This is a genomic window from Senegalia massiliensis (genome assembly GCF_900626135.1).
Lineage (GTDB): Bacteria > Bacillota > Clostridia > Tissierellales > SIT17 > Anaeromonas > Anaeromonas massiliensis.
This window is the reverse complement of sequence record NZ_LR130785.1, coordinates 1,759,592-1,779,519: the sequence shown is the minus strand read 5'-3', so window position 1 is coordinate 1,779,519 and position 19,928 is coordinate 1,759,592. Positions and strand designations below refer to the sequence as shown.

Here is a 19,928-nt window from a genome sequence, read left to right as displayed (position 1 = left end):
TTAATTCAATATATTATTTTAAGAAAATAATATATTTTTATTTTAATATTTAAAATAAAGGATTTTAAATATTAATGTAGAATATAAAAATAAAGGATTCTAAATCCATTTAAGGAGTATGAAATGAATATATTAACGACAGAATTTATAGACTATATAAAATGGGATAAAGAACTATCTCAAAATACAATAGAATGTTATACAAGAGACTTAAATCAATTTATTAATTATTTAAATGAAAATGATATAACAGAAGACTTAACAGAAATTTCACAAACTAGTATAATTACATATATGCTTTATTTAGAAAGGAAAGGAAGAGCTTCCTCAACAATATCTCGTAGATTAGCATCTATAAGAGCATTTTATCAATACTTATTAAATAAAAACTTAATTAAAAAAGACCCTACGTTGAACTTGAAATCACCTAAGAAAAATAAAAGAGTCCCTGAGACTTTAACCTTAAAAGAAGTTGATATATTTTTAGAACAGCCAAATATATCAACAACTAAAGGAATCAGAGATAAAGCAATGCTAGAATTACTTTATGCAACAGGTTTAAAAGTTAGTGAATTATTAAAATTAAAGATAGAAGATGTAGATTTAGATTTAGGATTAGTTATGACATCTAAAGAGTTTACAAATGAAAGGGTAATACCTATTGGTAATATTGCTGTAAGTTCATTAAAATTATATTTAAATGAGTTTAGAAGAAAGTTAGTAAAAGATAAAGAACAAAGTTTTTTATTTTTAAATTACAATGGTAACCCACTAACAAGACAAGGATTTTGGAAAATAATAAAATATTATAAAAATAAAGCATGTATAGATAAAAAGATAACTCCTCGTATATTAAGACATTCATTTGCTGCCCATTTACTTGAAAATGGAGCTGATTTAAAATCTGTACAAACTTTATTAGGACATGCTGATATATCTTCTACTCAAATATATGCCAATACAGATAATAAAAGGCTAAATGAAGTTTATAAGAAAGCACATCCAAGAGCATAATATAATAATTTCTTTGTTTAACAACAATATTATTTAATATTATGGGTAAATATAAAGTTAAATAAATTTCATTTTACTTTACATATAAGATAATTCATAGGAGGTATCGAAATAATGGATATGTATGAGATTATAAAGAAAAAAAGAGATGGAAATGAATTAACTAGTGAAGATATCAAATATTTTGTAGAAAATTATACTGAAGGAAATATACCTGATTATCAAGCATCTGCTTTGCTTATGGCTATATTTTTTAATAAAATGAATAAGACTGAAACTTTAAACTTAACTAATGCAATGTTAAAATCAGGAGAGGAAATAGATCTTTCTTCTATAAATGGAATAAAAGTTGATAAACATAGCACAGGAGGAGTAGGTGATAAAACTACTCTTGTATTAGCACCTATGGTTGCTGCATGTAATTTGCCTGTTGCTAAAATGTCAGGAAGAGGATTAGGTCACACTGGGGGTACATTAGATAAATTAGAATCAATTGAAAATTTTTCAATTAATCTTAGTAAAGATGAATTTATTAAGAATGTAAATGATATTAAGTTAGCTGTTGCTGGTCAAACTTCTAATATAGCGCCTGCTGATAAAAAATTATATGCATTAAGAGATGTTACTGCAACTGTAGATAATATATCTCTTATTGCTAGTAGTATTATGAGTAAAAAGTTAGCATCAGGTTCTGATGCAATTGTACTTGATGTTAAAGTAGGTAGTGGAGCTTTTATGAAAACCTTAGAAAATGCTTTTGAATTAGCGCAAGAAATGGTAGATATAGGGAATGGCATGAATAGAGATACCATGGCTGTAATATCTGACATGGATGAACCTTTAGGATATGCAATAGGTAATGCACTTGAAGTAAAAGAAGCAGTACAAACATTAAAAGGAGATGGTCCAGAAGATTTGCTTGAGCTTTGTCTTTCATTAGGTTCTAGATTGCTATTATTAGGCAAAAAAGTTGAAAATATTGAAGAAGGAAAAAAACTTTTAATAAGCAAAATAGAAGATGGAAGTGCCTTTAATAAATTTAAACAATTTATTAAAAATCAAGGTGGTAATGTAGAACAAATTGAAAATCTAGATTTACTACCAAAATCAAGCAATATTATGCACTTTAAAGCTGAAAAATCTGGATATATTTCAGAAATGAATGCAGAAGAGATTGGCAGATGTGCACTTTTGTTAGGTGCTGGAAGAAAGACAATAGAAAGTAAAATAGATATGTCTGCAGGTATAGTACTAAATAGAAAGAAATTTGAAAAAATTAAAAAAGGCGAAATAATTGCATATTTACATGGAAACGATAAAGATAAACTTAATGAGGCATTAAATAGACTTGAAAAAATTATAAAAATTTCATCTGAAAAAATAGGTAAAAAGAAAATAATTTATGGTACTGTTGATAAAGATGGAATTAAAAAGATATAAATCGAAAAACTACTAATTAGTATTAGTAGTTTTTTTCGTATAATAATAAACTACATGGAAAATATAATTATACGAGGAGGATTTTTATGATTAAAAAAATCTTAAATATATTATTAATATTATTTATAATAGTATCAGTATTGCCATTTAATATTTATGCTATGGAACCTTTTGAAGTTGATGGGAAAGCTGCTATACTTATGGATTTTAAATCGGGTACAGTAATATATGAAAAAAATCCTAATAAGAAACTAGAGCCTGCTAGTATAACTAAAATTATGGTTTTAATTTTAGCAAGTGAAGCATTAGAAAGTGAAAAAATAAATCTAGATGATGAAGTTTTAATAAGTGAAAATGCTGCTAGTATGGGAGGAAGTCAAGTATATTTAGAAGCAGGAGGAACTAATACAGTAGAAGAACTATTTAAGGCTATTTGTTTAAGATCTGCAAATGATGCTTCTGTTGCTATGGGTGAATATATTGCGGGAAGTGAAGAGTTGTTTTTAGAAATGATGAATAAAAAAGCAAAACAATTAAATATGAAAAATACAAAGTTCAAAAATCTTACTGGTTTACCAGATGAGGAACATTTAACTACTGCATATGATATTGCTCTTATGGGAAGAGAACTTTTAAAACATGAAATAGTTCATAAATGGCTTTCAATGTGGACTACTTCCATAAAAGTTGGAAAAGATAGAGATGTTACTCAGGATCTTGTCAATACAAATAAACTTATTCGGTTCTATCCTGGTGCAAATGGTATTAAAACTGGATTTACCCAAAATGCAGGATATTGTTTAGCTGCTTCAGCAACTAAAGATAACACTACTTTTATAAGTGTAATATTAGGGTCTAAATCTTCAAAGATTAGAAATGAGGATTCAAAAAAATTGCTTGATTATGGATTTTCTAATTATAAATCTAAATCTCTTAATAAAAAAGGAGATATAATAGATAAGATATCAATAGAAAAAGGGAAAAAAGAATACGCAAAAATAAAAGTTAAAGATGATATAGATATACTTATAAAAAAAGATAATAAAAGTGATATAAAGAAAGAAATTAAAATATTAGATACAGTTAAAGCTCCTATAAAAAAAGGTGATAAAGTAGGAGAGATAATTGTAAAATCTGAAGGTGAAATATTGTTAAAGGAAGAATTAATTATTGATAAAGATATAAAAAAAGCTAATATTTTAAATGTGTTCTCTAAGTTATTTAAAAATTTAACAACCAAATAATTTAACTATGCTAAATATATTTGTAATTTTAATATATAAATTATAAAATATATTTAGCTTTTTTATTATTCAAAATTACATTTTATGAATTAATACATAGATTAACTATATAATTAGGATTAAATTTGTTTTTATATGATATAATATTATACTAGATCATTTAAGTTATTGTTTTTACTTTTTTTAAAATTGATTTAAAACATTTACTACCTTTAATAATTTTATTATAACAATTTAATTAAGGTAGTAGCGTAATTGATAGGAGCAATTAATATGAAATATAATATTACACTGGAAAGTTTTGAAGGACCATTTGACTTGTTGTATCATCTTATAGAAAAATCAGAAGTAGATATTTACGATGTTTCTATTGCTAAAATTGCTGAGCAATATATAGAATTTATATCTAAAATGCAAGAGTTAGATTTAGAGGTAACAAGTGAATTTTTAGTTATGGCAGCAACTTTATTAGAAATAAAGTCTAAAATGTTATTGCCCAAAAATAATATTAAAGATGATCAAATGGAAATGGAAGGTATAGATCCCCGAGAGGAACTTATAGAAAGACTAATAATTTATAAAAAATATAAAAATGCTGCAAATGAATTGAAAAATAAGTTTGATATACATGGTAAAGTTTTTTATAAGCCTAAGGAAGAAATTTCATATTCTGAAGATGAAGAGATAACAATTGAAGGAATAGATTTAAATAATTTAGTAAAAGCATTTGATAAGGTGTTAAAAAATACTAATTTTAAAAAAGATGATTTGAAATTTCATGAAATAAAAAAAGAAGAAATGAGTATTGAACAGGCAATGAAATTTGTACAGAATAAATTAGATAATATAGAGCAAATAGAATTCACTAATTTATTTGAAGATAACTTAACTAGAACAAATATTGTTGCAATATTTGTTTCAATATTAGAATTGCTTAAATTAAAAAAAATAGATATAATTCAAGAAAATAATTTTACAGATATAAGTATAAGAAGAAAACACAGGTGATTATATGGATAAAATACAGATTAAAGGAATAATTGAAGGCGTGCTTTATATATGGGGAGAACCTCTATCTATTGATTCTCTACATAAAATACTTGAAATAGATAAAAATAAGATAAAAAACATAATGGAAGAAATGATAAATGAATTTGATTATAATAGACGAGGTTTACAAATAATAAAAATAAAAAACAACTATCAACTTACTACAAGACCTATACATTATGATTATATAAAAAAATTAATGCCAGAGAAAACTAATAAAGGTTTATCAAATGCAGCTCTTGAAACATTATCTATAATCTCTTATAAGCAACCAATAACTAGGGTAGAAATTGAAAATATTAGAGGAGTTAAATGTGATAAATCTATCTCTACACTTATAGACAAAGGCTTAGTAGAAGAAAAAGGAAGACTTGATAGAACAGGAAAACCCATCATTTATGGAACTACAGATAATTTTTTGAGGCATTTTGGATTAAAAGATATAAGTGAGTTACCTAAATTAAAAGATGTTATATTAGAAGAAAATAATACATTTTAATGTATTATTTTCTTTTTATATACGCAAAATAATAAAATGGGGTGATAAACTTGTATTTTTTATTATTTTTTATATTAATAATAATTTTATTAAATATTTCATTATCAATTAACATAATAGTATCTAGAAATAATAGTGTTAATAAAATAAAAGTTATTATTAGTATTTATAAATTTGAAATTTTTATAATAAACATTTCAAATTTATATTTTAAAATAAAAAATAATAGTATTTATATTGAGTTTTATCAAGAACTAATATTATATAAACAAACATTAAATGAAAAGAAAAAACAATTTAAATTAGATGATGAATTATATAATATTAAAAAAATTTTTAAAAGTAAAAACAATTCAATATTATATAACCAAACTAAAAAGTATATAAGAATAGATAATATACTATTAACTACAAATATAGGTAATAAAGATGCATTTACTAGTGCTATTTTAAATGGATTAGTATATTTTTTATATTCTAATTTATTTTATTATTTAGATTCTAAATTTTATATAATAAATTCAAATTATTTAGTAAACACTATTTACAATAGAAATATTCTTGAATTTGACTTTAATTGTCTAATAAAAATTAAAGTCATTTATATGATTAAATTAATATTGTCATTAAAGATAAAAGGTGGTGAATAACTTATGGATAATCATCCTATTGAAGGATTAATGAATTCAACAATGGAATCACTTAAAGAAATGGTAGATGTGAATACTATAGTAGGGGAACCAGTTGAAACTCCCGATGGATTAGTTATTATACCAATATCTAAAGTTTCATTGGGATTTGCATCTGGTGGGAGTGAATTTAGGAGAGAAAAAAACATATCTACAAAAGAAACTGAAAATACAAATTCTAAAATGCCTTTTGGTGGCGGATCAGGTGCTGGTGTATCAGTTCAACCTGTAGCTTTCATAGTTGCAGGAAATGGTAAAATGAAATTACTACCTGTAGACCAAGGTAGTAATATAATAAATAGTATATTGGAGCTTTTGCCAAAAGTAAGCAGTTCATTTAAAGATAAATCTAAAAACAACAAAAATATGGATAGTGAAAAAAATTAATATCATTCAGTTGAATGAGAGGTGATTATTTGTATAAGAGAATAACTTTATTAACTATATTAGTAACTATAATGATATCTATGATTTCAACTACGGTATTTGCAATTAATGAAAATATATCTGCAAAAAGTGCCATACTTATAGAAAGGGATAGTGGAAGAATTCTTTACTCTAAAAATATTTCTCAAAAGCTCCCTATAGCGAGTACTACAAAAATAATGACAGCTTTAATTGCTATTGAAAAAGGAGATTTAAATAAAGTAGTAACTATAAAAAAGGAATGGACTGAAATAGAGGGATCTAGTATTTATTTAAAACCCAACGAAAAAATCAAATTAAAAGATTTAATTTTTGGTCTTATGCTTAGGTCAGGAAATGATGCTGCAGTTGCAATTGCACACGAAATTGCAGGTAGTGTTGAAAATTTTTCTGTGCTAATGAATAAAAGGGCTAAAGAAATTGGCGCTAAAAATACAAATTTTACAAACCCACATGGATTACACTCTGAAGATCATTATAGCACAGCTTATGATTTAGCTATTATTACTAGAGAAGCATTAAAAAATGAAATTTTTAGAGAAATATCAAAAACTAATGATTATGTTCCAGATAGAAAAAGTCCATCACATTTTTATAATAAAAATAAAACATTAACTCAATACAAAGGCGGAGATGGTGTTAAAATAGGATATACTAAATTAGCGGGTCGTTGTTTAGTTGCGAGTGCTACAAGGGATAATATGCAACTTATTGCAGTTGTATTAGATGATAATAATTGGTTTGAAAATAGTTATAAATTGTTTGATTACGGATTTGAAAATTATAAAAGAACAACAATTATAAGAAAAGATAATTTTATTGAATACTTAAATATTAAAAATAGTAATATTCAACAATTACCTATTTTTATTCCTCAAACATTTACTTATCCTTTACAAGAAGATGAACTAGAAGAGATAGATATATTAATAAATACGAAAGACAGCTTAATTGCTCCTGTAGAAAAAGGATATGTAGTTTCTAAAATTGTAATAAAGTTAAAGAATAATACTATTTATAAAAGTAATATTATTCTTAATGAAAGATTAAAAGAAAAATCTATATTTACAAAATTAAATAATAAAATAGAATATTTTTTTTCAAAGGACTTTTAATTTAAAAGTCCTTTTGTTATAAAATTGATTTATAATAAATATAAAACTATGTTATGATATATATATATATTCATATAATAAAAGGTAGGTTGATATGAGATTACAAAAATTTATGGCAAAAGCTGGGATAGCATCTAGAAGAAAATCAGAAAAAATAATATTAGATGGAAGGGTAACTGTAAATAATACAATGATTAAAAAGTTAGGATTTAAAGTTGACCCTAAAAAGGATATTATAAAAGTAGACAATAAAGAAATATCTTTAGAGAAAGAAAAAATATATATAATTTTAAATAAACCTGTTGGCTATATAACAAGTGTTTCAGATCAATTTAATAGAAAGACAGTTATTGACTTAGTCTCTAAAGTAGATCAAAGAATATATCCTGTTGGTAGACTGGATTATGATACATCAGGTTTATTATTATTAACCAATGATGGAGATTTAACTTATAAAATGACTCATCCTAGTCATGAAGTTAATAAAACTTATATAGCAGAGGTTAAAGGTATTCCAAACAATGAAGAATTAAAAGAATTTAAAGAAGGATTAAAAATTGAAGATTATATAACTTCTCCAGCAGATATTAAAATTATCAAAAAGAATAAAGATAAATCAACACTTAAAATAACTATTCATGAAGGTAAAAATAGACAGGTTAGAAAAATGTGTGAAAAAATTAATCATACTGTTATTAAATTGAAAAGAATTAGTTTTGGAGATATAAGATTAAATAATTTAAAAGAAGGAGATTATAGGTTTTTAACAGATAAAGAAATAAGATACATTAAGGATGAAATAAATGAAAAATAACTTTTTATCAAATGCTATTAATATTTCAAATAATATTATAAATCAAAAAGTAAAAGAAGGTATGATAGTAGTTGATGCTACAGTAGGTAATGGGAATGATACATTGAAATTAGCTCAAAAAGTAGGGGAGTTAGGCAAAGTTTATGGTTTTGATATTCAGAAATTAGCTATAGATAATACTACTGATCTTTTAAAGAAGAATGATCTTTATAATAGAGTGGATCTAATATATGATAGTCATTCAAATATTAGCAATTATATTACAAATAAAATAGATTTTGCTGTATTTAATTTAGGTTATTTACCTAAAGGTGATCATTCCATAATTACTAAACCGGAATCTACAATAGAAGCAATTAAATCAATATTGTCTTTTTTACATATAAAGGGTATACTAATTGTAGTATCATATTACGGACATGAAGGCGGAATGAGGGAAAAAAACGAAATTGAAAATTACTTAACTATATTAAATCAAAAAAAATTCACTGTAGTAAAAATGGATTTTTTGAATCAAATTAATAATCCACCTATTATTTTTTGTATTGAAAAAATATCTTAAGGAGGCACATAATGGAAAGTGTAAAGTTTACAGAAACAATTTTAAGAGATGCTCATCAATCTTTAATGGCAACTAGAATGAAAACAGAAGAAATGTTACCAATTGCTGAAAAGCTTGATAAAGTTGGTTATCATTCTTTAGAGATGTGGGGAGGTGCCACGTTTGATGCTTGTTTGAGGTTTTTAAATGAAGATCCATGGGAAAGGTTAAGAAAATTAAGAAAAGCTATTAAAAATACGAAACTACAAATGTTATTGAGAGGTCAGAATATTTTAGGTTATAAAAATTATCCTGATGATGTAGTAGAAGAATTTGTTAAAAAGGCAATTGAAAATGGGATAGATATAGTTAGAATATTTGATGCATTAAATGATACAAGAAATTTAAAAACTGCATTAAATGCTACAAAAAAAGCAGGAGGACATGCACAAACTGCAATATCTTTTACTACAAGTCCAGTTCATGACATTGATTATTATTTAAATCTAGCAAAAGAAATGGAAAGTATGGGTGCAGATTCTATATGTATTAAAGATATGTCAGGAATATTACTTCCTTATGATGCTTATGAATTAATAACAAAAATGAAAGAAGCAATAAATATACCAATTCAGTTACACTCTCATTTTACTAGTGGTATAGCAAATCAAACATACATGAAAGGTGTAGAAGCGGGGGTTGATATTATTGATACTGCATTATCACCTTTGGGAAATGGTACAAGTCAACCAGCGACAGAACCTATGTTATCTTCTTTAAAAGGTTCAGGAAGAGAACCAGATTATGATATGAATAATTTAAATGAAATTGCTGAATATTTTACAAAGCTTCGAAATAAATATGAAAAAGAAGGTTTATTAAAGTCCAAAGTATTAGGAGTTAATACTAAAACTTTGATTTATCAAGTACCAGGAGGTATGTTATCTAATTTAGTTTCTCAATTAGAGGGTCAAGGAGCTATTGACAAATTTGAAGAAGTTTTAGAAGAAGTTCCAAAGGTGAGAGAAGATCTTGGATACCCACCGTTAGTTACTCCAATGAGTCAAATGGTAGGCACACAGGCTGTATTTAATGTAGTTTTAGATGAAAGATATAAAATGATACCTACTGAGATTAAAAATTATGTAAAAGGTTTATATGGAAAACCTACAATTCCAATAAAGGATGAAATAATAAAAAAGATAATAGGTAATGAAGAAATTTATACAGGACGACCTGCAGATTTACTTAAACCTGAACTAGATAATTATAGAGAAGAAATTAAAGAGTATATTGAGCAAGAAGAAGATGTATTATCATATGCATTATTCCCACAAGTAGCTATAAAATACTTTAAATATCGTCAAGCTCAAAAGTATAATATAGACAGTAATTTATTAAATAAAGATGAAAATACTTATCCTGTAGTATAAATAGTTATATATAATCCCCTTATTATATTTTATAAAATATAATAAGGGGATTATATATAAAATGAAATTAAATAAATAATTCTTGCAATATATATTTTTGATAATATTTATAAATTCTTATTAAATTACTTATTTAAAACCTTTAAGTACAATTTTTAAAAAATAAAAGATATTTAAAATATGCATAATATGAAATAAAACTTGCAAAAATATTAAATTTAACAAAAAAATGAAATAAAACTTGCATGCATGATATATTTTTGATAATATTTAATTAACAATATTAAAGGGGGCTTTATAGTGACCACAAAAATTAATAAAAAATTAGTGGTAAGTAAAGATTGGTGTAAAGGTTGCGGGATTTGTGTTGAATTGTGTCCCAAAGGTGTTTTAACTTTAGAAAATGGTGTGATTAACATAGATAATGAAGATATTTGTATAAAATGTGGTTTATGTGAACTTAGATGTCCTGATTACGCTATTTATATTGAAGGAGATGAAGAACATGGAAAATAAAGTTAAATTAATGCAAGGAAATGAAGCTTGTGTAGAAGGTGCCCTTGCAGCAGGAATGAAATTTTATGCAGGGTATCCAATAACTCCATCTACGGAAATTGCAGAGATATCTTCTTTAAGACTTCCAAGAGTAGGGGGAAAATTTATCCAAATGGAAGATGAGATTGCTGGCATGGCTGCAGTGATAGGGGGGGCATTAGCTGGTTTAAAATCTATGACAGCTACTAGTGGACCAGGATTTTCATTAAAACAAGAGAATATAGGGTATGCTGCAATAACTGAAGTTCCTTGTGTTATAGTAAATGTTCAAAGAGGAGGCCCAAGTACAGGACTTCCCACATCGCCTTCACAAGGAGATGTAATGCAAGCTAAATGGGGAACTCATGGTGATCATCCTATGATCGCATTAACTCCATATTCTGTTAGAGAGACATTTGATTTGACTATAAAAGCATTTAATTATGCAGAAAAATATAGAACTCCTGTAATTCTTTTATTAGATGAAGTTATCGGTCATTTAAGAGAAAGAATAGAAATTCCGAATAAAGACGAAATTGAGATATTTGATAGAGTAAAACCTAATTGTGAACCTAAAGATTATAAGCCATATAAAGTTGAGGAAAATGATTTAGTTCCTAAGATGGCTTCTTTTGGTGAAGGATATAGGTATCATGTGACAGGTTTAGTTCATGATGAGACTGGCTTTCCTAGCAACGACTCTAAAATTGCTGAAGAACTTGTAAGTAGGTTAGTGAATAAGGTAGAAGATAATATAGAAGATATAGCTAATTATGAAGAATATATGTTGGATGATGCAGAGATTGCTATAGTTGCATATGGAGCTACTGCAAGATCAGCAAAAAGTGCAGTAAATGAAGCTAGAGAAAATGGACTAAAAGTAGGTTTATTTAGACCGATTACTATATGGCCATTTTTGACTAAACAAATTAAAGAGTTAACAAAAAAGGTGAAGAAAATTTTAGTTGTAGAAATGAATTTAGGACAATATTTAATAGAAGTAGAAAGAGTTGCAGATAAAGAGGCAACAATATATAAATATAATAAAATAAATGGACAATTAATATCTCCGGATGAAATAATTAAAAAAATTAAGGAGGATATATATGCCTAGTAAGTTATTAGAAAAATATTTTAGAATGGATAAATTGCCTCATATATGGTGTCCGGGGTGTGGTCACGGTATAATAATGAAATCTGTAGTTGAAGCTATAGATGAATTAGGTTTAGAAAAAGATAAAGTATGTATAGTCTCTGGAATAGGATGTTCTTCGAGAGCTCCTGGATATATGGATTTTAATACACTTCATACTACTCATGGAAGAGCTTTAGCATTTGCAACGGGTATTAAAATGGCTAATCCTGAGTTACATGTAATTGTAGTTACTGGAGATGGTGACTCTGCTGCAATAGGTGGAAATCATTTAATTCATGCTGCTAGAAGAAATATAGATATTACTACAGTTGTCTTCAACAATAATATTTATGGAATGACTGGAGGTCAGTATTCTCCTACTACTCCTACAAGAGAAAAAGGTACTACAGCTCCTTATGGTAATATTGATAAAAACTTTGATTTATGTGAACTAGCTAAAGCATCAGGTGCAACTTATACTGCAAGAGCCACTGCTTATCATGCAAAAATGATTAAAGATTTAGTTGTAAAAGGGGTAAAAAACAAAGGCTTTTCATTTGTTGAATCTATAAGTATATGCCCTACATACTATGGAAGAAAAAATAAAAAAGGTGAATCACCTGATATGATGAAATATTTAAAAGATAATTCAATAAATGTAAAGGCATTAAATAAACTTCCAAAAGATGATTTAAAAGATAAGATAGTGATTGGTGAGTTATATAAAAATGAAGAAGCAGAATATACTGAAGAATATCAAAAGATTATAGAAATGTTTAGGCAGGAGGTATAGCATGAATAGTCAAACTGAAATTAGGTTAAGTGGTTCTGGAGGTCAAGGGTTAATTTTAGCAGGTATAATTTTAGCAGAAGGTGCATTAAATGATGGTAAGAATGCAATTCAATCTCAATCTTATGGTCCAGAAGCTAGAGGAGGAGCTAGTAAGGCTGAGGTAATAATAAGTAATACTGATATTAATTACCCTAAAGTATCTAAATGTGATATATTATTAAGTTTAACTCAAAAATCTTGTGATAAGTACTTGGATTCCTTAAAAAAAGATGGTATCCTTATTATAGATAGTGGAGTAGAAAGACCTAATAGAAGTGATGTTAAAATTTATCAAGTACCAATTCTTGATAAAGCTAAAAAAGATGTAGGAACATCACTAGTCTCTAATATTGTTGCATTAGGAGCTATTAATGGTATAACAAAATTAGTAGATAAAGAGATTTTAAAACAAGCTATATTAAATAGAGTACCTCCTGGAACAGAAGAAAAAAATGAAAAAGCATATGAATATGGATTAAATATTTTTTAATAAGGAAGATATCTATGGATGAACACAAAAGAGATTTAAATGAATTAATTCAATCTAACTATTCTCGTTTAAGTAAAGGACAAAAGCTTATAGCAGAATACATAACTTCAGATTATGATAAAGCAGCATTTATGACAGCATCTAAATTAGGAGAAATGGTTGGCGTTAGTGAATCTACAGTTGTTAGATTTGCTAACGCTTTAGGATTTTCTGGTTATCCTAGTCTTCAGAAATCTTTACAAGAACTTATAAAAAACAAATTAACAACGGTTCAAAGATTAGGAATGGAAGATTTTTCAGATAAAGAAAATTTGGTAAAACAAGTTGTAACAACAGATATTAATAATATGAAGACTACATTAGAAAATCTAGATAATAAAATATTCTATGAGGCAATAGAGGAAATCTCAAATGCTAAAAGAGTATATATTTTAGGTCTTAGAAGTTCTACAGCATTAGCAGGGTATTTAGGCTTCTATTTAAGTTTTATTCTCGATAATGTAAAGGTAGTTAGTTTTGGAATGAGTGATATATTTGAACAATTGCTACAAGTTTCAGAAGATGATGTAGTAATAGGAATTAGTTATCCAAGATATTCAAAAAAAACACTGGATGCACTTAAGTATGTAAAAGAACAAGGTTCTACAATTATAGGAATATCAGATGGTAAATTATCTCCTATAGCTAAATGGGCTGACTATATTATAGAAGTAAAAAGTAATATGATTTCGTTTATAGATTCTTTAGTTGCTCCTTTGAGTATCATAAACGCTTTAATAATTGGAGTAGGAATAAAAAATAAAAAGGACGTTAGTACATATCTTTCTAAACTAGAGAATTTATGGCAAGAATATGATATATATGAAGAGAAAGAAAAAAAGTAGCTTAGCTACTTTTTTCTTTGGTGTAAAAGGAGAAAATTATGTCGAAAAAAGTTTTAGTTATTGGTGGAGGACCTGCTGGAATAATTGCAGCAGCTACAGCGAGTAAAAAAGGTAATAAAGTAATACTTTTAGATAAAAATAGTATTATAGGTAAGAAAATGCTTATTACAGGTAATGGTAGATGTAATATTACTAATAATTGTGAGATAGAAGATTTAATTGAAAATGTAACTAGAAATAGGAATTTTTTATACTCCTCTTTTTATAGCTTTTCTAATAAAGATATAATTGATATTTTGCAAAAGTATGATGTAGAAATTAAAGTAGAAAATGATGGTAGGTGTTTCCCTAAATCAGATAAATCAATTGATGTTACAAATGCTTTAAAAACATATTTATTAGATAATGGTGTTATATTATCTTTAAACTGTAATGTCATAAATGTTGAAAAGTATAAAAATAAGTTTATTACAGAGTATACAAAAAATAATAGGAAAGAAATAATTGAAAGTGATAGTCTAATAATAGCTACAGGAGGAAAATCTTATCCTTCTACAGGCTCAACAGGAGATGGATATAAATTTGGGAAAAAATTTGGACACAATATTATATCAACTAAACCTTCTATTGTACCTATAAATATTAAAGAAAATTGGATAAAACAAAATAAAGGATTAAGTTTTAAAAATGTTAAAGTAGTTTTAAGTTCAGATGATAAAATAATTGATTATGAAATTGGAGATATTATTTTTACACACTTTGGAATTTCAGGACCTGCTATATTTAATATTACATCTAGAAACAATAGAAAAATAAATGCTAAGGATAGATTTAAATTAGATATAGATTTATTTCCAAGTTTAAATCTAAAAGAATTAGATGAAAAAATAATTGAATTATTGGGTTCTAATCCTAATAAAAATATAATTAATGTTTTATCAATTATATTAAAATATAATTTTGTTTTAGCAATATTAAATTTATTACAAATCAACATATCTTTAAAAGCATCTAATTTTACAAAAGAACATAGAAGAAAACTGATTAGGTTACTTAAATCAATAACCTTAAATATAGCTGATTTAAGGTCTATTGAAGAAGCTTATGTAACTTCTGGTGGGATAGATATTAATCAAATAAACCCATCTACTATGGAATCAAAAATTGTTGAAGATTTATTTTTTTGTGGAGAAGTTTTAGATGTAGATGCCTATACTGGAGGATTTAATTTGCAAATTAGTTACTCAACAGGATATCTTGCTGGGGACAATCAGTAATTTTAAATGTTGAGCATAAAGTTAAATTAATATATAATATATAGATAGAGGTGAACTTTTATGAGGGTTATAAGCATAAGAGGAGCAATTACTGTAGAAAAAAACACTTCTGAAAATATCTTAGATAACACAACAAAGTTGCTTGAGACAATAATAAAAAAAAATAATATTAAGAGTAAAGATATAATATCAGTGTTATTTACTGCTACAAGTGATATAGATTCTGCTTATCCTGCAAAGGCAGCTAGACAGATGGGATTACTTGATTGTAGTTTATTATGTTTTCAAGAAATGTATGTTAAGGATAGCTTGAGTAGATGCATAAGAGTATTATTAATGTTAAATTCTAACAAAAGTCAAACTGAAGTTAATCATATATATTTAAAGGAAGCAAAAGTGTTAAGAAAAAATATTTAAAGTGTTTGTATGAAAGGAAGAAAAAAATTGAATAATTTAGTAATAGCAATAGATGGCCCTTCAGGAGCTGGTAAAAGTACTATTGCAAAATTAATAGCAAAAAAATTAAATATTGTTTACATTGATACAGGTGCTATGTATAGGGCACTAACTTATAAGTTACTAATGAATAAAATAGACTTTTCAGATTTGTCAAAAATAAAAAAGGTATTGAGGCAAACCCATATAGATTTTAAAAATAATCATATATATTTAGATGAGACAATAGTTGATGATGAAATTAGAACAAATATTATTAACAAAAATGTATCTAATGTTGCTAAAATAAAAGATGTACGATTAAAATTAGTAGAAATTCAGAGGGAAATTGCAAAAAATAAAAGTGTTATCATGGATGGTAGAGATATAGCTAGTCATGTGCTACCTAATGCAGATTTTAAATTTTATTTAAGTGCTACTCCTGAAGAAAGAGGAAAAAGAAGATATAAGGAATTAACTAAAAACAATAATAATATATCTTTAGAAGATGTTATAAAAGATATGAAAGAAAGAGATAAAATTGACAGTACTAGGGAAATTTCTCCTCTGATAAAAACAGAGGATGCTGTGGAAATAGATACTACAAATAAATCAATTGATGAAGTAGTAGATTTTATTATTAGTTATGTAAAGAGGAGATAATATGAATTTTTATCATTTTTTTAAAAATATTACAGGTGCTATATTAAAAATTTTTTATAGAATAAATTATCATGGAAAAGAAAATATAATTAAAAATTCAAAAATTATAGTTTGTTCAAATCATACAAATTATTTTGATCCTATAATTTTAGCTAAAGCTTTCGATGAAAGGCAACTTCATTTTATGGCAAAAAAAGGACTTTTTAAATATAAACTTATAGGAGCATTTATAAAAAAACTAGGCACTTTTCCAGTTGATAGAGAGGGTTCAGATCTAAGTGCAATAAAAAAAGCTTTAAAAATACTAAAAGAAGATAAAGCATTAGGTATATTTCCAGAAGGTACTAGAGTTATTAATGATAAAAAATCAGAGGCTAAACCTGGGGTTGCCATGATAGCAGTAAAATCTAAATCACCAGTAATCCCTGTATATATTGATACAAACTATAAAATTTTCACTAAAATAAATGTATATATAGGACAACCTATAGATTTATCTATTTATAAAAAGCAAAAAAATACTATTGAGGATTATAAAATTTTAAGTGATAAAATTTTAAAAAAAATATATAGTTTAAAAGATGAATTTAGGGAGGGTGAAAATTGAAAGTAATTCTTGCTAAGAACTCTGGATTTTGTTTTGGAGTAGAAAGGGCTATGGATAGTACATTAGACGCAATAAATATTAAAAAGAATGTAAGTTCTTTAGGACCTTTAATTCACAACAAACAAGTTACAGATGATCTTAAGAAAAAAGGATTAAATACTATTAGTGATATAGACACTATAAATAATGGTACTATTATAATTAGATCTCATGGTATCTCTAAAGATATTCATGAAAAACTTAGTTCAAGAAATATAGAAATTCTAGATCTTACTTGTCCTTTTGTAAGAAAGATTCAAAAGAAAGTACAGAAATTTTATAATAAAGGATATAATATAATTATAATTGGTGACCCGAATCATCCTGAAGTTATTGGTATAAATGGATGGTGTGAAAATAGTGCTGATATATTTAACTCCAAAGATGATATTGATAATAGTAAGAAATATGATAAAATATGTATTGTGGCACAAACTACTATGAATTATGAAAAGTTTAAATTATTATCAGATATTGTTAGTAAAAATGCAGAAGAAGTTTTAATATATAATACTATTTGCAACGCTACTAAACTAAGACAAACTTCTTGTAGGGAAGTTGCAAGTGATGTAGATGCTATGATAGTTATTGGTGGATATCATAGTTCTAACACTCAGAAATTAGTAGAAATAAGCAAAGAAATATGTAAGGATACTTATCATATAGAAACTGTTGATGATTTAAATTTAGAGAAATTAAAAAAATATAATGTAGTTGGAATTACAGCTGGTGCATCTACACCTGACTGGATAATTAAGGAGGTTGTAAATAGAGTGAGTAATATTGATAATGAAATGAACAAAATGATGGAAGAGATTGAAAAAACTTTAGTAGACTTTAAAAAAGGTGATATTGTAGAAGGGAATATTATCTCAATAAATAAAGATGAGTTAATGGTTAATATAGGTTATAAGTCAGATGGTATAATTAAAAGAAATGAAGTATCTAATGATAATAATATAGATTTAGAAAAAGAGTTTAACTTAGGAGATGAAATTGAAGTTTATATTTTAAAACTTGATGATGGAGAAGGCAATGTTTTACTATCTAAAAAGAGAGTTGAAGATATAAAAGGTTGGGAAGAACTATTAGATATATTTGAAAGTGAAGAATTAGTAAAAGGTAAGATTGTAGAAGTTGTAAAGGGTGGAGTTATAGTATTAGTAAAAGGTATAAGAGGATTTATACCAGCTTCTCATATGTCAACAAATTATGTTGAAGATTTAAATGCATATTTAGGTAAAGAATTATCACTAAAAATCATTGAATTTAATAAGTCTAAAAAGAAATTAGTTTTATCTAGAAAAAATGTAGAACTTAAAGAAATACAAGAAGAAAAAGAAGAACTATGGAATAGCATAGAGAAAGATATGAAAATTGAAGGTGAAGTAAAAAGACTTACTAACTTTGGTGCTTTTGTAGATATTGGAGGAGTTGATGGATTAGTCCATATATCTGAACTTTCTTGGGGGAGAACAAATCATCCTTCTGAAATTGTTAATGTAGGAGATAAAGTAGAAGTAGTTGTATTAGATTTTGATAAACCTAAAGAAAGAATTTCTTTAGGTTATAAACAAACTAAAGATCATCCGTGGAATAATATAAAAGAAAAATATAATATTGGCGATATTGTAGAAGGAAAAGTTGTTAAATTAGTTGACTTTGGTGCATTTGTAGAATTATTACCAGGTTTAGATGGATTAGTTCATATATCTGAAATTTCAGAAGAGCATATTGCAAAACCTTCAGAAAAACTTTCAAAAGGTGAAGTTGTTAAAGTGAAAATTTTAGATATTGATGAAGAAAATAATAGATTGAGTTTAAGCATAAAAGAAACTCAAGAGAAAGAAGAAATTAGTTATCAAACTGAAGATAGTGAATTAAGTATTGGAGATATGGTAAATAAAGATAATTAATATTCATCTTAACAAGGAAGGCAAACCTTCCTTGTTTTACTATATCAAATAATAAGGAGAAATATATGGATAACTACGAAAAGTTTAAAAATGAAATTTATAATTTAATAAATATAGATTTATCAAGTTATAAGGAAAAACAAATGAAAAGAAGAATATTATCTTTAATATCTAGAAATAAATTTTCTGGTTTTGAAGATTATATTAAAGGATTAAAAGAAGATAAAAATTTATTAAATGAATTTTTAAATTATTTGACTATAAATGTATCAGAATTTTATAGAAATAAAGAACAATGGAATATTTTAGAAAATCAAATTATTCCTGATTTGTTAAAACAGAAGAAAAAGATAAAGGTATGGAGTAGTGCATGTTCTACAGGGGAAGAACCTTATTCAATAGTTATGTTATTATCTAAATTTATAAACATTGATGACATTTCAATATTAGCTACGGATATTGATAACTCAGCAATAAATAAAGCCAAAATAGGAATTTATTCAGAAAAGAGTTTAAAAGAATTACCTAATGAGTTTAAAACTAAGTATTTTGAAAAAATTCAAAATACATATAAAATTAAAGATGAAATAAAAAACAAAGTTCAATTTCAAAATATAAATCTTTTAAAAGACGAATACCCTAAAAATTGTGATCTGATATTTTGTAGAAATGTTATGATCTATTTTACTGAAGAAGCAAAATCAATAATGTACAATAAGTTTTATAATGCACTTTCAGATAATGGGATATTATTTGTTGGTAGTACAGAACAAATAATATATTCTCATAAATATAATTTAGAGTCTGTAAAAACTTTTTTCTATAGAAAGAAATCATAATAATGGAATAAT

Annotated in this window: 22 protein-coding genes; all 22 read left to right on the top strand. The window is 25.9% G+C overall.

All coding sequences use genetic code 11. The annotated features are described in order from the left end of the window. The first annotated feature begins 123 nt into the window (after positions 1-123). The 22 genes from xerD to E0D94_RS08840 all read left to right on the top strand — a co-directional run bounded on the left by xerD (position 124) and on the right by E0D94_RS08840 (position 19,916). Positions 124-1,014 (top strand): site-specific tyrosine recombinase XerD, encoded by an 891-nt coding sequence (xerD, locus tag E0D94_RS08945; protein WP_130807125.1) that lies wholly within the window; start codon positions 124-126, stop codon positions 1,012-1,014. 114 nt (positions 1,015-1,128) lie between these two features. Next, positions 1,129-2,454 carry a pyrimidine-nucleoside phosphorylase gene (locus E0D94_RS08940; protein ID WP_130807124.1) on the top strand — a complete coding sequence of 442 codons (1,326 nt, stop codon included), beginning with the start codon at positions 1,129-1,131 and terminating at the stop codon, positions 2,452-2,454. 86 nt (positions 2,455-2,540) lie between these two features. Further along, positions 2,541-3,698, top strand: coding sequence for a D-alanyl-D-alanine carboxypeptidase family protein (locus E0D94_RS08935; RefSeq protein WP_130807123.1), 1,158 nt, complete (start codon positions 2,541-2,543; stop codon positions 3,696-3,698). A gap of 273 nt (positions 3,699-3,971) precedes the next feature. Further along, positions 3,972-4,706 carry a segregation and condensation protein A gene (locus E0D94_RS08930; RefSeq protein WP_130807122.1) on the top strand — a complete coding sequence of 245 codons (735 nt, stop codon included), beginning with the start codon at positions 3,972-3,974 and terminating at the stop codon, positions 4,704-4,706. A gap of 4 nt (positions 4,707-4,710) precedes the next feature. Next, the gene (gene scpB / locus E0D94_RS08925; RefSeq protein ID WP_207289685.1) at positions 4,711-5,247 is read left to right on the top strand and encodes an SMC-Scp complex subunit ScpB; all 537 of its coding nucleotides are present in this window, start codon (positions 4,711-4,713) and stop codon (positions 5,245-5,247) included. A gap of 50 nt (positions 5,248-5,297) precedes the next feature. Continuing rightward, complete coding sequence (locus E0D94_RS08920) at positions 5,298-5,897, top strand: hypothetical protein (RefSeq protein WP_130807121.1); 600 nt, start codon at positions 5,298-5,300, stop codon at positions 5,895-5,897. A gap of 3 nt (positions 5,898-5,900) precedes the next feature. After that, complete coding sequence (gene ytfJ / locus E0D94_RS08915) at positions 5,901-6,323, top strand: GerW family sporulation protein (protein ID WP_130807120.1); 423 nt, start codon at positions 5,901-5,903, stop codon at positions 6,321-6,323. A gap of 29 nt (positions 6,324-6,352) precedes the next feature. Next, a complete protein-coding gene (locus E0D94_RS08910; RefSeq protein WP_130807119.1) occupies positions 6,353-7,477 on the top strand; it encodes a D-alanyl-D-alanine carboxypeptidase family protein in 1,125 nt (374 codons plus the stop codon). 94 nt (positions 7,478-7,571) lie between these two features. After that, complete coding sequence (locus tag E0D94_RS08905; protein WP_130807118.1) at positions 7,572-8,291, top strand: pseudouridine synthase; 720 nt, start codon at positions 7,572-7,574, stop codon at positions 8,289-8,291. Next, on the top strand, positions 8,281-8,853 hold the full coding sequence (gene mnmM, locus E0D94_RS08900) for a tRNA 5-(aminomethyl)-2-thiouridylate-methyltransferase MnmM (RefSeq protein WP_130807117.1): 573 nt from the start codon (positions 8,281-8,283) through the stop codon (positions 8,851-8,853). The genes E0D94_RS08905 and mnmM overlap by 11 nt, the downstream gene beginning before the upstream one ends. 11 nt (positions 8,854-8,864) lie before the next feature. Beyond that, entirely contained in the window at positions 8,865-10,265 is a 1,401-nt protein-coding gene (locus E0D94_RS08895) for an oxaloacetate decarboxylase subunit alpha (RefSeq protein ID WP_165442912.1), read from the top strand. A 300-nt stretch (positions 10,266-10,565) separates the two neighbouring features. Further along, entirely contained in the window at positions 10,566-10,781 is a 216-nt protein-coding gene (locus E0D94_RS08890) for an indolepyruvate ferredoxin oxidoreductase subunit alpha (RefSeq protein ID WP_278044687.1), read from the top strand. After that, positions 10,771-11,913 carry a 2-oxoacid:acceptor oxidoreductase subunit alpha gene (locus E0D94_RS08885; protein ID WP_130807115.1) on the top strand — a complete coding sequence of 381 codons (1,143 nt, stop codon included), beginning with the start codon at positions 10,771-10,773 and terminating at the stop codon, positions 11,911-11,913. Before E0D94_RS08890 ends, E0D94_RS08885 begins: the two co-directional genes overlap by 11 nt. Then, positions 11,906-12,727 (top strand): 2-oxoacid:ferredoxin oxidoreductase subunit beta, encoded by an 822-nt coding sequence (locus tag E0D94_RS08880; protein WP_130807114.1) that lies wholly within the window; start codon positions 11,906-11,908, stop codon positions 12,725-12,727. Before E0D94_RS08885 ends, E0D94_RS08880 begins: the two co-directional genes overlap by 8 nt. Position 12,728: 1 nt before the next feature. Continuing rightward, positions 12,729-13,256: a 2-oxoacid:acceptor oxidoreductase family protein gene (locus tag E0D94_RS08875; RefSeq protein WP_130807113.1), complete on the top strand. Its 528-nt coding sequence runs from the start codon at positions 12,729-12,731 to the stop codon at positions 13,254-13,256. Positions 13,257-13,270: 14 nt separating this feature from the next. Further along, the gene (locus tag E0D94_RS08870; protein WP_130807112.1) at positions 13,271-14,140 is read left to right on the top strand and encodes a MurR/RpiR family transcriptional regulator; all 870 of its coding nucleotides are present in this window, start codon (positions 13,271-13,273) and stop codon (positions 14,138-14,140) included. 38 nt (positions 14,141-14,178) lie between these two features. Continuing rightward, positions 14,179-15,417 (top strand): BaiN/RdsA family NAD(P)/FAD-dependent oxidoreductase, encoded by a 1,239-nt coding sequence (locus E0D94_RS08865; RefSeq protein WP_130807111.1) that lies wholly within the window; start codon positions 14,179-14,181, stop codon positions 15,415-15,417. A gap of 60 nt (positions 15,418-15,477) precedes the next feature. Continuing rightward, positions 15,478-15,834 (top strand): chorismate mutase, encoded by a 357-nt coding sequence (gene aroH / locus E0D94_RS08860; protein WP_130807110.1) that lies wholly within the window; start codon positions 15,478-15,480, stop codon positions 15,832-15,834. Positions 15,835-15,861: 27 nt separating this feature from the next. Beyond that, the gene (gene cmk / locus E0D94_RS08855; protein WP_130807388.1) at positions 15,862-16,515 is read left to right on the top strand and encodes a (d)CMP kinase; all 654 of its coding nucleotides are present in this window, start codon (positions 15,862-15,864) and stop codon (positions 16,513-16,515) included. A gap of 1 nt (position 16,516) precedes the next feature. After that, complete coding sequence (locus tag E0D94_RS08850) at positions 16,517-17,122, top strand: lysophospholipid acyltransferase family protein (RefSeq protein WP_130807109.1); 606 nt, start codon at positions 16,517-16,519, stop codon at positions 17,120-17,122. After that, a complete protein-coding gene (locus E0D94_RS08845; RefSeq protein ID WP_130807108.1) occupies positions 17,119-19,077 on the top strand; it encodes a bifunctional 4-hydroxy-3-methylbut-2-enyl diphosphate reductase/30S ribosomal protein S1 in 1,959 nt (652 codons plus the stop codon). The genes E0D94_RS08850 and E0D94_RS08845 overlap by 4 nt, the downstream gene beginning before the upstream one ends. A 65-nt stretch (positions 19,078-19,142) precedes the next feature. Continuing rightward, positions 19,143-19,916, top strand: a complete 774-nt coding sequence (locus tag E0D94_RS08840) for a CheR family methyltransferase (RefSeq protein WP_130807107.1) — start codon at positions 19,143-19,145, stop codon at positions 19,914-19,916. The last annotated feature ends 12 nt before the right edge of the window (positions 19,917-19,928 follow it).

What these genes read in the sequence shown, in the direction of transcription:
- ytfJ (WP_130807120.1), top strand. Translation starts at nt 5,901, where the DNA reads ATGGATAATCATCCTATTGAAGGATTAATGAATTCAACAATGGAATCA.
- E0D94_RS08840 (WP_130807107.1), top strand. Translation starts at nt 19,143, where the DNA reads ATGGATAACTACGAAAAGTTTAAAAATGAAATTTATAATTTAATAAAT.
- E0D94_RS08935 (WP_130807123.1), top strand. Translation starts at nt 2,541, where the DNA reads ATGATTAAAAAAATCTTAAATATATTATTAATATTATTTATAATAGTA.
- E0D94_RS08885 (WP_130807115.1), top strand. Translation starts at nt 10,771, where the DNA reads ATGGAAAATAAAGTTAAATTAATGCAAGGAAATGAAGCTTGTGTAGAA.
- E0D94_RS08850 (WP_130807109.1), top strand. Translation starts at nt 16,517, where the DNA reads ATGAATTTTTATCATTTTTTTAAAAATATTACAGGTGCTATATTAAAA.
- E0D94_RS08865 (WP_130807111.1), top strand. Translation starts at nt 14,179, where the DNA reads ATGTCGAAAAAAGTTTTAGTTATTGGTGGAGGACCTGCTGGAATAATT.
- E0D94_RS08905 (WP_130807118.1), top strand. Translation starts at nt 7,572, where the DNA reads ATGAGATTACAAAAATTTATGGCAAAAGCTGGGATAGCATCTAGAAGA.
- E0D94_RS08895 (WP_165442912.1), top strand. Translation starts at nt 8,865, where the DNA reads ATGGAAAGTGTAAAGTTTACAGAAACAATTTTAAGAGATGCTCATCAA.
- E0D94_RS08880 (WP_130807114.1), top strand. Translation starts at nt 11,906, where the DNA reads ATGCCTAGTAAGTTATTAGAAAAATATTTTAGAATGGATAAATTGCCT.
- aroH (WP_130807110.1), top strand. Translation starts at nt 15,478, where the DNA reads ATGAGGGTTATAAGCATAAGAGGAGCAATTACTGTAGAAAAAAACACT.
- E0D94_RS08930 (WP_130807122.1), top strand. Translation starts at nt 3,972, where the DNA reads ATGAAATATAATATTACACTGGAAAGTTTTGAAGGACCATTTGACTTG.
- E0D94_RS08875 (WP_130807113.1), top strand. Translation starts at nt 12,729, where the DNA reads ATGAATAGTCAAACTGAAATTAGGTTAAGTGGTTCTGGAGGTCAAGGG.
- mnmM (WP_130807117.1), top strand. Translation starts at nt 8,281, where the DNA reads ATGAAAAATAACTTTTTATCAAATGCTATTAATATTTCAAATAATATT.
- xerD (WP_130807125.1), top strand. Translation starts at nt 124, where the DNA reads ATGAATATATTAACGACAGAATTTATAGACTATATAAAATGGGATAAA.
- scpB (WP_207289685.1), top strand. Translation starts at nt 4,711, where the DNA reads ATGGATAAAATACAGATTAAAGGAATAATTGAAGGCGTGCTTTATATA.
- E0D94_RS08870 (WP_130807112.1), top strand. Translation starts at nt 13,271, where the DNA reads ATGGATGAACACAAAAGAGATTTAAATGAATTAATTCAATCTAACTAT.
- E0D94_RS08940 (WP_130807124.1), top strand. Translation starts at nt 1,129, where the DNA reads ATGGATATGTATGAGATTATAAAGAAAAAAAGAGATGGAAATGAATTA.